At 70.8% G+C, this 12,735-nt stretch carries 12 protein-coding genes; 5 read left to right on the forward strand and 7 right to left on the reverse strand.

The window, feature by feature from the left end:
* Window positions 1-212: 212 nt before the first annotated feature.
* The 4 genes from AC07FY_RS12745 to AC07FY_RS12760 form a co-directional block, all read right to left on the reverse strand.
* A complete protein-coding gene (locus AC07FY_RS12745) occupies window positions 213-1,337 on the reverse strand; it encodes a GuaB3 family IMP dehydrogenase-related protein (protein WP_479004591.1) in 1,125 nt (374 codons plus the stop codon).
* Window positions 1,338-1,480: 143 nt separating this feature from the next.
* The gene (gene guaB, locus AC07FY_RS12750; RefSeq protein WP_479004594.1) at window positions 1,481-2,980 is read right to left on the reverse strand and encodes an IMP dehydrogenase; all 1,500 of its coding nucleotides are present in this window, start codon (window positions 2,978-2,980) and stop codon (window positions 1,481-1,483) included.
* A gap of 127 nt (window positions 2,981-3,107) precedes the next feature.
* Window positions 3,108-3,737 (reverse strand): sigma-70 family RNA polymerase sigma factor, encoded by a 630-nt coding sequence (locus tag AC07FY_RS12755; protein ID WP_266574431.1) that lies wholly within the window; start codon window positions 3,735-3,737, stop codon window positions 3,108-3,110.
* A 285-nt stretch (window positions 3,738-4,022) separates the two neighbouring features.
* Window positions 4,023-4,634: a response regulator transcription factor gene (locus AC07FY_RS12760; protein WP_003948568.1), complete on the reverse strand. Its 612-nt coding sequence runs from the start codon at window positions 4,632-4,634 to the stop codon at window positions 4,023-4,025.
* Window positions 4,635-5,023: 389 nt separating this feature from the next.
* Between AC07FY_RS12760 and AC07FY_RS12765 the strand changes: the two genes are divergently transcribed.
* A complete protein-coding gene (locus tag AC07FY_RS12765; protein WP_383989146.1) occupies window positions 5,024-5,350 on the forward strand; it encodes a WhiB family transcriptional regulator in 327 nt (108 codons plus the stop codon).
* Between the two features lie 141 nt (window positions 5,351-5,491).
* Here the strand turns inward: AC07FY_RS12765 and AC07FY_RS12770 are convergent, their stop codons facing one another.
* Window positions 5,492-6,391: a LysR family transcriptional regulator gene (locus tag AC07FY_RS12770; RefSeq protein ID WP_479004598.1), complete on the reverse strand. Its 900-nt coding sequence runs from the start codon at window positions 6,389-6,391 to the stop codon at window positions 5,492-5,494.
* An 89-nt stretch (window positions 6,392-6,480) separates the two neighbouring features.
* Here AC07FY_RS12770 and AC07FY_RS12775 point away from each other — a divergent pair, with 89 nt between their 5' ends.
* The 3 genes from AC07FY_RS12775 (at window position 6,481) to AC07FY_RS12785 (ending at window position 8,755) form a co-directional block, all read left to right on the forward strand.
* Window positions 6,481-7,179, forward strand: coding sequence for an MOSC domain-containing protein (locus AC07FY_RS12775; protein WP_479005449.1), 699 nt, complete (start codon window positions 6,481-6,483; stop codon window positions 7,177-7,179).
* Between the two features lie 31 nt (window positions 7,180-7,210).
* Complete coding sequence (locus AC07FY_RS12780) at window positions 7,211-7,984, forward strand: SDR family NAD(P)-dependent oxidoreductase (protein WP_479004600.1); 774 nt, start codon at window positions 7,211-7,213, stop codon at window positions 7,982-7,984.
* Between the two features lie 81 nt (window positions 7,985-8,065).
* Window positions 8,066-8,755 carry an ester cyclase gene (locus tag AC07FY_RS12785; protein WP_479004603.1) on the forward strand — a complete coding sequence of 230 codons (690 nt, stop codon included), beginning with the start codon at window positions 8,066-8,068 and terminating at the stop codon, window positions 8,753-8,755.
* 112 nt (window positions 8,756-8,867) lie between these two features.
* Here the strand turns inward: AC07FY_RS12785 and groL are convergent, their stop codons facing one another.
* Window positions 8,868-10,496: a chaperonin GroEL gene (gene groL, locus AC07FY_RS12790; RefSeq protein ID WP_479004606.1), complete on the reverse strand. Its 1,629-nt coding sequence runs from the start codon at window positions 10,494-10,496 to the stop codon at window positions 8,868-8,870.
* A 118-nt stretch (window positions 10,497-10,614) separates the two neighbouring features.
* Window positions 10,615-10,923 (reverse strand): co-chaperone GroES, encoded by a 309-nt coding sequence (gene groES, locus AC07FY_RS12795; RefSeq protein WP_030230757.1) that lies wholly within the window; start codon window positions 10,921-10,923, stop codon window positions 10,615-10,617.
* Between the two features lie 387 nt (window positions 10,924-11,310).
* Between groES and AC07FY_RS12800 the strand changes: the two genes are divergently transcribed.
* Entirely contained in the window at window positions 11,311-12,726 is a 1,416-nt protein-coding gene (locus AC07FY_RS12800; protein WP_479004609.1) for an FtsW/RodA/SpoVE family cell cycle protein, read from the forward strand.
* The last annotated feature ends 9 nt before the right edge of the window (window positions 12,727-12,735 follow it).

The following is a 12,735-nucleotide window of genomic DNA, read 5'->3' on the forward strand; positions in this document are numbered from 1 at the left end:
CGTACGGTCCTCCGACGCATCGCCCGCATCGAGGAGTCCCACCCCCTCCCCCACCCCCCCCCCCCCCCCCCCCCCCCCACCCCCCCCACCCCCCCCCCCCCCCACCCCCCCCCCCCCCCCCAACCCCCCCCCCCCCCCCCCCCCCCCCCCCCCCCCACCCCCCCCCCCCCCCCCCTCGCCCCCCCCCCCCTCCGGCGTGGTGGGCGGCGGCGTCAGCGGCTGTGCTGCGCGTCGGCGACCGTGACCTCGACCCGCTGGAACTCCTTGAGCTCGCTGTAGCCGGTGGTGGCCATCGAACGGCGCAGCGCGCCGAAGATGTTCATCGAGCCGTCCGGGGTGTGCGACGGGCCGGTGAGGATCTCCTCGGTGGTGCCGACCGTGCCCAGGTCGACCTTCTTGCCGCGCGGCACGTCCTCGTGGACCGCCTCCATGCCCCAGTGGTTGCCCCGGCCCGGCGCGTCGGTCGCACGGGCCAGCGGGGAGCCGATCATCACCGCGTCGGCGCCGCAGGCGACGGCCTTCGGGATGTCGCCCGACCAGCCCACACCGCCGTCGGCGATGACGTGCACGTAGCGGCCGCCGGACTCGTCCATGTAGTCGCGGCGGGCCGCGGCCACGTCCGCGACGGCGGTCGCCATCGGGACCTGGATGCCGAGCACGTTGCGGGTGGTGTGCGCGGCGCCGCCGCCGAAGCCGACCAGCACGCCCGCGGCGCCGGTGCGCATCAGGTGCAGGGCGGCGGTGTAGGTGGCGCAGCCGCCCACGATCACCGGTACGTCGAGCTCGTAGATGAACTGCTTGAGGTTCAGCGGCTCGGCGGCGCCCGAGACGTGCTCCGCGGAGACGGTGGTGCCGCGGATCACGAAGATGTCCACGCCCGCGTCCACGACGGCCTTGGAGAACTCGGCGGTGCGCTGCGGGGACAGCGCGGCGGCGGTCACGACGCCCGAGTCGCGCACCTCCTTGATGCGCCGGCGGATCAGGTCCGCCTGGATCGGGGCGGAGTAGATCTCCTGGAGGCGGCGGGTCGCGGCCTGCTCGTCCAGCTCGGCGATCTCGTCGAGCAGCGGCTGCGGGTCCTCGTAGCGGGTCCACAGACCTTCGAGGTTCAGCACGCCGAGGCCGCCGAGCTCGCCGATGCGGATCGCGGTCTGCGGGGAGACGACCGAGTCCATGGGGGCGGCCAGGAAGGGGAGCTCGAAGCGGTACGCGTCGATCTGCCAGGCGATCGAGACCTCCTTCGGGTCCCGGGTCCGCCGGCTCGGGACGATGGCGATGTCGTCGAACGCGTACGCCCTGCGGCCGCGCTTGCCGCGCCCGATCTCGATCTCAGTCACGTGTGGTGGCCTTTCCTCTGGGTCTGCCCGTCCAGTATCCCCGAAGGCCGGGGGCCCGCGTTCCGGTGACCGCTGTACGGACGCCCGCGCCCGCACGGCGCGGGGGGCGGGCCCTGGTGGACCCGCCCCCCGACCTCACACCGTCAGCCCTTGCGGGAGTAGTTCGGCGCTTCGACCGTCATCTGGATGTCGTGCGGGTGGCTCTCCTTGAGGCCCGCCGAGGTGATCCGCACGAAGCGGCCCCGGTCCTGCAGCTCGGGAACCGTCCGGCCGCCGACGTAGAACATCGACTGGCGCAGGCCGCCGACGAGCTGGTGCACGACCGCGGAGAGCGGGCCGCGGTAGGGCACCTGGCCCTCGATGCCCTCGGGGATGAGCTTGTCGTCACCGCCCACGCCCTCCTGGAAGTAGCGGTCCTTGGAGAAGGAGCGCTGGTCGCCGCGGGACTGCATCGCGCCGAGCGAACCCATGCCGCGGTAGGACTTGAACTGCTTGCCGTTGATGAAGAGCAGCTCGCCGGGGGACTCCTCGCAGCCCGCGAGCAGCGAGCCGAGCATCACCGTGTCGGCGCCCGCGACCAGGGCCTTGGCGATGTCGCCGGAGTACTGCAGGCCGCCGTCGCCGATGACCGGGACGCCCGCGGCTTTGGCCGCGAGGGCGGCCTCGTAGATCGCGGTGACCTGCGGGACGCCGATGCCGGCGACGACGCGGGTGGTGCAGATCGAGCCGGGGCCGACGCCGACCTTGATGCCGTCGCAGCCCGCGTCGATCAGCGCCTGGGCGCCGTCGCGGGTGGCGACGTTGCCGCCGATGACGTCGACGGCGGAGTTCGACTTGATCTTGGCGACCATGTCGCCGACCAGGCGGGAGTGGCCGTGGGCGGTGTCGACGACGATGAAGTCGGCGCCCGCCTCGATCAGCGCCTGGGCGCGGTCGTAGGCGTCACCGGCGACGCCGACGGCCGCGCCGACCAGCAGCCGGCCGTCCTTGTCCTTGGCGGCGTGCGGGTACTTCTCGGCCTTGACGAAGTCCTTGACCGTGATGAGGCCCTTGAGGATGCCCGCGTCGTCGACCAGCGGAAGCTTCTCGATCTTGTGGCGGCGCAGCAGCTCCATGGCGTCGACACCGGAGATGCCGACCTTGCCGGTGACCAGCGGCATCGGCGTCATGACCTCGCGCACCTGGCGGCTGCGGTCCGACTCGAAGGCCATGTCGCGGTTGGTGACGATGCCGAGCAGCTTGCCCGCCGTGTCGGTGACCGGGACGCCGGAGATGCGGAACTTCGCGCACAGCTCGTCGGCCTCGCGCAGCGTCGCGTCCGGGTGGACGGTGATCGGGTCGGTGACCATGCCGGACTCGGAGCGCTTGACCAGATCGACCTGGTTGGCCTGGTCGGCGATGGAGAGGTTGCGGTGCAGGACGCCCACGCCGCCCTGGCGGGCCATCGCGATGGCCATGCGCGCCTCGGTGACCTTGTCCATGGCGGCGGACAGCAGCGGAACGTTGACCCGGACGTTGCGCGAGATGAGGGAGGAGGTGTCGATCTCGTCCGGGGCCATGTCCGACGCGCCCGGCAGCAGCAGCACGTCGTCGTAGGTCAGTCCGAGCGTGGCGAATTTGTCGGGCACTCCGTCGGTCGTCATGACACCTTCCCAAATGGTCTTGCTCAGCGCGGATGTCCATGCTAACGGGATCCCGAAGCGTCTCATTCCACGAGCCAGGCCGATCGAAAGTTTCGTGGCTTCCTACGACGAAGCGCTCTGGGGGTGTCTACTGTTCGGCGAGCGCGCGCAGCCGGCTGAGGGCGCGGTGCTGAGCCACCCGCACCGCTCCGGGCGACATCCCGAGCATCTGCCCGGTCTCCTCGGCGGTCAGGCCGACGGCCACCCGCAGGACGAGGAGTTCGCGCTGGTTCTCCGGCAGGTTCGCGAGGAGCTTCTTCGCCCAGGCGGCGTCGCTGCTGAGCAGGGCCCGCTCTTCCGGGCCGAGCGAGTCGTCGGGGCGCTCCGGCATCTCGTCGGACGGGACGGCCGTGCTGCCCGGGTGCCGCATGGCGGCCCGCTGCAGGTCGGCGACCTTGTGCGCGGCGATGGCGAAGACGAAGGCCTCGAAGGGGCGCCCGGTGTCCCGGTAGCGCGGCAGGGCCATCAGGACGGCGACGCAGACCTCCTGCGCCAGATCCTCGACGAAGTGGCGGGCATCGCCCGGGAGCCGCGAGAGCCGGGTGCGGCAGTAGCGGATCGCGAGCGGGTGCACGAAGGCGAGCAGGTCGTGCGTGGCCTGCTCGTCGCCTTCCACCGCCCGCCGTACGAGCGCGCTGACGGCCCCGGCACTGCCGCCTTTGGCGGCGCCGGTCGGGCCTGTGGCCGCGGGTGACCCCAGGGCCTCGTCGTCGCGCATCAATCCATGGTGCCCTGGTGCCGGAGGTTCCGCGGCACCACGGCCGGTTTCGTGCATCGAAGCGTTATGAGCGGGTGCGCCGGAACTCATGGTCTGCACCCTCCCCTCCCGCTCGCCGAATGATCCCCAGGCCGGGGACCCCACATTTCCAAGAATGCGGCACACCCTCAAGGATGCGGCATCGCGCACGAAGCGACACGTCCCCCGGATTGTGCCCCGCCAATCCCCGGGTGCGCACCGGGTACGACGGGGCTCACGGTCGCGGGACCGGGCGTGACCCGTGGGTCAGCGGACCAGGCCCCAGCGGAAGCCCAGCGCGACGGCGTGCGCCCGGTCCGAGGCGCCGAGCTTCTTGAACAGCCGGCGGGCGTGCGTCTTGACCGTGTCCTCGGAGAGGAAGAGCTCGCGCCCGATCTCCGCGTTGGACCGGCCGTGGCTCATGCCCTCCAGCACCTGGATCTCGCGCGCGGTGAGCGTGGGCGCCGCGCCCATCTCGGCCGAGCGGAGCCGGCGCGGGGCCAGCCGCCAGGTCGGGTCGGCCAGGGCCTGGGTCACCGTGGCCCGCAGTTCGGCGCGCGAGGCGTCCTTGTGCAGGTAGCCCCGGGCACCGGCGGCGACCGCGAGGGCCACGCCGTCCAGGTCCTCGGCGACCGTCAGCATGATGATGCGGGCGCCGGGGTCGGCCGAGAGCAGCCGGCGGACCGTCTCGACACCGCCCAGCCCGGGCATCCGTACATCCATCAGAATCAGGTCGGAGCGGTCGGCACCCCAGCGGCGGAGGACTTCCTCGCCGTTGGCCGCCGTCGTCACACGCTCGACGCCGGGCACGGTGGCAACCGCGCGACGGAGCGCCTCTCGGGCAAGCGGGGAGTCGTCGCAGACGAGGACGGAAGTCATGACCGCCCTCCGCAGCTGCTGATGCGCGTCACCTTGAGCCTCCAGGCTGGTACGTATCGTCACCTGTGCGGTCGATGCCCCCGGACACCTGTCCGAGAACTTGTTGGTTCAACCGCCTTCGCACTCTCAACGATGGTCACTCGAAAGAGTTACGGGTCGGACGGACACCTTCGGCACTCTACGTGAGGAAGCGAACACGACACGGCCGCCACAAGCCAACTGTCCTCCATCTGGAGCTATGCCCTATTTGGCGGCTTTCCTTCCGTTTGGCGTGTGTCTGAGGCTAGATTCCCAATGAGTCATATTTACATCTACTCCGACAGTAGGTGTGGAGACCTTTGGAGACATGGACCGTATCCGCCTCAGTACCGGCACCAAGAGGACTACCCATGGCAGATTTCTCCCGCCTCCCCGGACCGAACGCCGACCTCTGGGACTGGCAGCTGCTCGCTGCCTGCCGCGGGGTCGACAGCTCCCTCTTCTTCCACCCGGAAGGCGAGCGGGGCGCGGCCAGGAGCGCGCGCGAGGCCTCGGCTAAAGAGGTCTGCATGCGATGCCCGGTCCGCGCGGAATGTGCCGCGCACGCGCTCGCCGTCCGCGAGCCCTACGGAGTGTGGGGAGGGCTCACGGAGGACGAGCGGGAGGAGCTGATGGGCCGCGCGCGCCACCGCCTGATTCCCGCCTCCAGCGCGATCGGACCGACCCCGCCCCACTGAATCGGAGCTCTGGAACACCCGACCGAAGGAACGTTTCTGCACATCCGTGCGGATTCTTCGGTCCTGCCGCGGCCCCGGGCGTGTCGTGATCCGGGGCACCACTTCACGCGTTCGGCCGTACGCACCTCCACGGACGTACGGTCAGCGCGCGGCGGCCCGCTCCAGCTCGGCCAGGGTCGCGGCCACGGCCGGCACCCGGGCGAGGTCCGGCAGGGTCAGCGCCACGACCTCCCGCTCCACGGCCGGCTCCACCCGGACGGCGCTGACGCCCTTGGCCCGTACGGATTCCACCGCGAGCTCCGGCAGCACCGCGACGCCGAGCCCCGCCCCGACCAGTCCGACGACCGCCGGGTAGTCGTCGGTCGCGAAGTCGATCCGGGGGGTGAAGCCCGCGTCCTCGCACACCTCCACCAGATGGCGGCGGCAGCGCGGACAGCCCGCGATCCACGGCTCGTCGGCCAGTTCCGCCATGCCCACGCGTTCCGCCCCGGCCAGCCGGTGGCCCTCGGGGACCAGCCCGATGAGCCGGTCGGTCAGCAGCGGGCGCACCACCAGGTCCTCCCACTCCGCCGCGGAACCGGCCGCCCCGCCGTAGCGGAAGGCCAGCGCCAGGTCGCAGTCCCCCTCGCGGAGCATCTCCACCGAGCGCGGCGGCTCCGCCTCCACCAGGGAGATCCGGGTGCCGGGATGGGCCGCGCGCATCGCGGCGAGCGCGGTCGGCACCAGGGTGGAGCTGCCGCTGGGGAAGGACACCAGCCGGACCCGGCCCGCGCGCAGCCCGGCGATGGCCGCGACCTCCTCCTCGGCGGCGGTCAGCCCGGCCAGGATCCCCGCGGCGTGCCGCACCAGGGCCTCACCGGCCTGGGTCAGGCGCATCTCGCGGCCGGTGCGGATGAGCAGCGGAGTGCCGGCCGACTGCTCCAGCGCCTTCATCTGCTGGGATACGGCCGGTTGGGTGCAGCCGAGCTCGCGGGCGGCGGCGGAGAAGGACCCGGTCCCGGCGACGGCGCGCAGGACCCGGAGATGACGTGCCTCGATCACCACTCGAGCATAAGGCCCACTTTGACCGTGACGGGCATATTCCCTCGCCGCTTTGAGGGCCCCTCGGTTACGTTGCCTCCATGGCCCCCATGCATCTGATATCCGTCAACCTCGGCCGCGCCACGGCCGTGGACTACACCGACGCGGACAGCGGACTGACCGGCCACGGGAAGCGCCCGGTGCCCGGGCCGGTCCGCGTGGCCGCCCCCGGCCCCAAGGCCACCGGCCGCGGCAGCGGGCTGGAGGGCGACGCCGTCTGCGACCGCCGCTTCCACGGCGGCGACCACCAGGCGGTCTACGCGTACGCGCGCGAGGACCTGGACCGGTGGGAGGCGGAGCTCGGCCGCGAGCTGCCCGCGGGGCGGTTCGGCGAGAACTTCACGACCTCCGGCGTCGACCTGAACACCGCGCGCCTGGGCGACCGGTGGCGGGTCGGCGCGGACCTGGTCCTCGAAGTCGCCTCGGCCCGCATCCCGTGCCGGACCTTCCAGGGGGCCCTCGGGGAGAGCGCCTGGGTCAAGCGGTTCACCCGCGCGGCCCGGCCGGGCGCGTACTTGCGGGTGATCCGGGAGGGGTCGGTCTCACCGGGCGACAGCATCGAGATCATCCACCGCCCGGACCACGACGTCACGGTGCAGCTGTGGTTCCGCGCGTTCACCACCGAGCGCGCCCTGCTGCCGCGCACCCTGGCGGCGGGGGCCGCGATGGAGCCGGAGGCCCACGAGCAGGTGCGGGAGTACCTGGCGAAGTACGGGGCCGGGAACGGGGCGGGGGACGGGGCGGGGTAACACCGTCAGCCGGGGCGGCTAGGTTGCGCCTATGACGATTGCGTTGATTACGGGATCCACGGCGGGCATCGGCGCCGCCTTCGCCCGGCGGCTCGCCGCCCAGGGCCACAACCTGGTGCTGGTGGCGCGCGACACCAAGCGGCTCGGCGAGCAGGCGACCGAACTGCACGACCGGCACGGCATCGAGGCCGAGGTGCTGGCCGCCGACCTCTCCACGGAGGAGGGCATCGCGGCGGTCGAGCGGCGCCTCGACGACCGCACCCACCCGGTCGACCTGCTGGTCAACAACGCCGGGTTCGGCAACAAGGGCCGCTACCTCGAAGTCTCCATGGCCGACGAGCTGACCATGCTCAAGGTGCACGTCGAGGCCGTGCTGCGGCTGACCTCGGCGGCCACCGGGTCGATGCGCTCACGCGGCCGGGGCGGCGTGATCAACGTGGCCTCGGTGGCGGCGTTCGTACCGCGCGGCACCTACGGGGCGAGCAAGGCCTGGGTCGTGCAGTTCACCCAGGGTGCGGCGCGGGACCTGGCCGGGTCCGGGGTACGGCTGATGGCCCTGTGCCCCGGCTTCGTCCGCACGGAGTTCCACGAGCGGGCCGGCATGGGCACCGACAACATCCCCGGCTGGATGTGGCTCGACGCCGACAAGCTGGTGGCCGCGGCCCTGGCGGACCTGGCCCGGGGCAGGACGGTGTCGATCCCCGACCCCCGGTACAAGGCGCTGATGGGCCTGGTGAAGCTGACGCCGCGCGGGCTGCTGGGCGGCGTGTCGTCCCGTACGGGGCGAAAGTACGGCCCGCAGTGACCCCGGCGACTTACCGGTAAACCCGCCGAATGGGTGGAATCTACCTAAAATGGACGTATCCCATCCAGCCCGGGAGACGCCATGACATTCGTACAGATCATCGATTACAAGACCAGCCGGCAGGACGACCTCGACCAGCTGCTCGACCGGTACGTCTCGCAGAGCCAGGGCAGGCGCACCGTCACCCACAGCATCGTGGGCCAGGACCGCGACGACGCGCACCACTACATGGACGTGGTCGAATTCCCCTCGTACGAAGAGGCCATGAGGAACTCCCGGCTCCCGGAGACGGACACGATGTTCCAGGAGATGATGGCCCTCTGCGAGGGGATGCCGACCTTCACGAACCTCGACGTGGTCCGCGACGAGAACCTCAACAAGCACATGGTCAACCGGATGTTCGACGAGTGCATCATGAACGGGAACCTCGACGTCGTCGACGAGGTGTTCGCGCCCGGGTACATCGACCACGACCCGATGAAAGACGGCGCCGCCACCGGACGGGACGTCATGCGCGACGACGTCACGGCGTGGCGGGCGGCCTTCGACTACCGCTTCACCACGGACGCCCAGCTGGCCGAGGGCGACTACGTCACGACCGTGTGGAGCTGGGCCGGAACGCACAAGGGCGAGTTCATGGGCATCGCGCCGACCGGCCGGGAGTGCACGATGACCGGCACCACCACGTTCCGCTGCGAGGACGGAATGATCGCGGAGGGCTGGTGGCACATGGACACCATGGGCCTGATGCGCCAACTCGGCGCGATGTAGAGCCGGTCGGGTCCGGCCCGGCTCCCGCATCGGACCCGGCTCGCGCCGAGAAAACGGGAGGGCCCCGTTCCGCAGATGCGGAACGGGGCCCTCCCGTTGATGCGGGGCGTGATCAGTGGCTGTGGCCGTGACCGTGGCCGTGGCCCGCGTCGCCCTCGTCCTCGGCCGGCTTCTCGACGACCAGGGTCTCGGTCGTGAGCAGCAGCGAGGCGATGGAAGCGGCGTTCTCCAGCGCGGAGCGGGTGACCTTCACCGGGTCGATGACGCCGGCCTTGACCAGGTCGCCGTACTCGCCGGTGGCGGCGTTGAAGCCCTGGCCCTTGTCGAGCTCGGCGACCTTCGAGGTGATGACGTATCCCTCGAGGCCGGCGTTCTCGGCGATCCAGCGCAGCGGCTCGACGGCGGCGCGGCGCACGACCGCGACACCGGTGGCCTCGTCGCCGCTCAGGCCGAGGTTGCCCTCGAGGACCTTGACGGCGTGGACGAGCGCGGAGCCACCGCCGGAGACGATGCCCTCCTCGACCGCGGCGCGGGTCGCCGAGATGGCGTCCTCGAGGCGGTGCTTCTTCTCCTTGAGCTCCACCTCGGTGGCGGCGCCGACCTTGATGACGCAGACGCCGCCGGCGAGCTTCGCCAGGCGCTCCTGCAGCTTCTCGCGGTCCCAGTCGGAGTCGGTGGACTCGATCTCGGCCTTGATCTGGTTGACGCGGCCGACGACTTCCTCGTGGCTGCCGCCACCGTCGACGATGGTCGTGTCGTCCTTGGAGATCGTGACGCGGCGGGCGGTGCCCAGCACATCCAGACCGGCCTGGTCGAGCTTGAGGCCGACCTCCTCGGCGATGACGGTGGCACCGGTGAGGGTGGCCATGTCCTGGAGCATCGCCTTGCGGCGGTCACCGAAGCCGGGGGCCTTGACGGCCACCGCGTTGAAGGTGCCGCGGATCTTGTTGACGACGAGGGTGGAGAGCGCCTCGCCCTCGACGTCTTCGGCGATGATCAGCAGCGGCTTCGAGGCGCCGGCCTGGATGACCTTCTCGAGCAGCGGCAGGAGGTCCTGGATGGAGGAGATCTTGCCCTGGTTGATCAGGATGTACGGGTCGTCGAGGACGGCCTCCATACGCTCCTGGTCGGAGACCATGTACGGCGAGAGGTAGCCCTTGTCGAAGGCCATGCCCTCGGTGAACTCGAGCTCCAGGCCGAAGGCGTTGGACTCCTCGACGGTGATGACACCGTCCTTGCCGACCTTGTCCATCGCCTCGGCGATGAGCTCGCCGACCTGCTGGTCCTGCGCGGAGAGCGCGGCCACGGCGGCGATGTCGGACTTGTCCTCGATCGGGCGGGCGGTCGCCAGGAGCTCCTCGGAGACGGCCTTGACCGCGGCGTCGATGCCCTTCTTCAGGGCGGCGGGGGACGCGCCGGCGGCCACGTTGCGCAGGCCCTCGCGGACCAGCGCCTGGGCCAGCACGGTGGCGGTGGTGGTGCCGTCACCCGCGATGTCGTTGGTCTTGGTCGCCACCTCCTTCACGAGCTGCGCGCCCAGGTTCTCGTACGGGTCGTCCAGCTCGACCTCGCGGGCGATGGTGACACCGTCGTTGGTGATGGTGGGGGCGCCGAACTTCTTGTCGATGACGACGTTGCGGCCCTTGGGGCCGATCGTCACCTTGACCGTGTCGGCAAGCTTGTTGACGCCGCGCTCGAGGGCGCGACGGGCGTCCTCGTCGAACTTCAGGATCTTCGCCATGGGAGCGGTTCAGCCCTCTCGAAAACTCGGGTTTAACGAACTGCGCCCCCCGCCGCCCGGCAATCAGCGGGGTGACCAGGGGCGCAGCTCAAAGCAAAACGTGAAGTACCGGTGGTGCTTACTTCTCGACGATCGCGAGGACGTCGCGGGCCGAGAGGACGAGGTACTCCTCGCCGCTGTACTTCACTTCGGTGCCGCCGTACTTGCTGTACAGCACGATGTCGCCGACGCTGACGTCCAGCGGGAGACGCTGGCCGTCCTCGAAGCGACCCGGGCCCACCGCGAGGACGACGCCCTCCTGGGGCTTCTCCTTCGCGGTGTCCGGGATGACCAGGCCGGAGGCCGTGGTCTGCTCGGCGTCGAGCGGCTGGACCACAATGCGGTCCTCAAGCGGCTTGATGGCAACCTTGGAGCTGGCGGTCGTCACGATCCGACCTCCCCCTTCGGAGATCCGGGGTTAACTGTCTGAGGTGGCGACCAGGTCGATCCGTCGTCGCGGGTGCCGGACCTGCCTGTCGCTGTGTTGGCACTCACCCGGGGTGAGTGCCAGGTGCGACACTATTCCGGCGATTAGCACTCGGTCAAGCGGAGTGCCAATTCCCGATGCTCGGGCGTTGCGCGGCGCGGCCCCCCGGAGCCACCGAAACCCTCGGCTCGCGGCCGTTCGACGCCCTCGGGCGGCGGCTCCGCACGGTTCCGAAAGCTGCCATAAGCAGCCGTAACCAGCCATAAGGAACCATGGGCAGGGCAGCCACGTCGTACAAGACATGAAGATGAAGCGCCTCGTCGCCGAGCAGATCGGGCCGGGAATCCCGTGCGCGGACTGAAGCCCCTGACGCCGGCGGGCTCGCGCCGCCGCACCGAGGCGCTGCTGCTGGTCTTCGTCGTCGCCACAGCCGTCCTCGGCCACGCCAACGCCGGCCTCGCCATGAACGGCGCGCTGCCGCCCAACCTCGCGGGGTTCACGGTCAGCATGACGCTGCTGTCGCTGGTCGGACACCTGGGCATCCGACGGTTCGCGGCCTACGCCGACCCGCTGGTCTTCCCGCTGGCCATGCTGCTGACCGGGCTGGGGCTGGTGCTGATCCACCGGCTGGACCAGGGGTACATCGAGCGGTACGGCTCGGACGCGAACGCTCCGGGGCAACTGGTGTGGACGGTGATCGGCGTCGCCGCGTGCCTCCTGGTGGTGGCGCTGCTGCGCGACCACCGGCTGCTGCAGCGGTTCATCTACCTCACGATGGCCGTCGCGCTGGTGCTGCTGATCGCGCCCGCGTTCTTCGGCGCGGACACCTACGGTGCCAAGCGGTGGATCATCCTCTTCGGCTTCTCGCTGCAGCCGGGCGAGTTCGTGAAGATCATGATCGCGATCTTCTTCGCCGGGTACCTGGTGATCCACCGGGACTCGCTCGCCCTGACGGGGCGGCGGTTCCTCGGCGTGCGGCTGCCCCCGATGCGGCAGCTGGGGCCGATCATCACCGTCTGGATCGTCTCGATGCTGGTGCTGGTCTTCGAACGCGACCTCGGCACCTCGCTGATCTTCTTCGGCGTCTTCGTGGTGATGCTGTACGTGGCCACCGAGCGGACCAGCTGGATCGTGTGCGGCCTGTTCATGGCGGCGGTGGGCGCCTTCGCGGTGGGCTCGACGGAACCGCACGTCAAGGCGCGCGTGGCCGCATGGCTCGACCCTTTGTCGTACTACCGCGAGAACCGGCCGGCCGGGGTCACCTCGGACCAGTCGGCGCAGGCGCTGTTCAGCTTCGGCACCGGCGGTGTGTCGGGGACGGGCCTGGGCATGGGGCACCCGGAGCTGATCAAGTTCGCGGGGCGCAGCGACTTCATCCTGACGACGGTCGGTGAGGAGCTGGGGCTGGCCGGGGTGATGGCGGTGCTCCTGCTGTACGCGCTCCTCGTGCAGCGGGGGCTGCGGATGGCGCTCGGCGCCCGCGACCCCTTCGGCAAGCTCCTGGCGGTCGGCCTGGCCTCGGCGCTGGCCCTCCAGGTCTTCGTGGTCGCGGGGGGCGTCACGGGCCTGATCCCGCTGACCGGCAAGGCCCTGCCGTTCCTGGCGAAGGGCGGCTCGTCCCTCCTGGCCAACTGGATCATGATCGCCCTGCTGCTCCGGATCAGCGACAGCGCGGAACGCCAACGCGTCGCGGACGCGCGGGGGCCGGTGGAGACGACGATCACTCCGGTGGCGGCGGGAGCGGCCCGAACCGGCCCCGCATAACCCCCGAAA

It is taken from the genome of Streptomyces sp. NPDC045967, from assembly GCF_056430495.1.

Bases quoted from the DNA above. Each gene is read 5' to 3' on its own strand.
- AC07FY_RS12775 (WP_479005449.1), top strand. From the start codon at position 6,481: ATGCATCTGATATCCGTCAACCTCGGCCGCGCCACGGCCGTGGACTAC.
- groL (WP_479004606.1), bottom strand. From the start codon at position 10,496: ATGGCGAAGATCCTGAAGTTCGACGAGGACGCCCGTCGCGCCCTCGAG.
- AC07FY_RS12765 (WP_383989146.1), top strand. From the start codon at position 5,024: ATGGCAGATTTCTCCCGCCTCCCCGGACCGAACGCCGACCTCTGGGAC.
- AC07FY_RS12760 (WP_003948568.1), bottom strand. From the start codon at position 4,634: ATGACTTCCGTCCTCGTCTGCGACGACTCCCCGCTTGCCCGAGAGGCG.
- AC07FY_RS12755 (WP_266574431.1), bottom strand. From the start codon at position 3,737: ATGCGCGACGACGAGGCCCTGGGGTCACCCGCGGCCACAGGCCCGACC.
- AC07FY_RS12780 (WP_479004600.1), top strand. From the start codon at position 7,211: ATGACGATTGCGTTGATTACGGGATCCACGGCGGGCATCGGCGCCGCC.
- AC07FY_RS12785 (WP_479004603.1), top strand. From the start codon at position 8,066: ATGACATTCGTACAGATCATCGATTACAAGACCAGCCGGCAGGACGAC.
- guaB (WP_479004594.1), bottom strand. From the start codon at position 2,980: ATGACGACCGACGGAGTGCCCGACAAATTCGCCACGCTCGGACTGACC.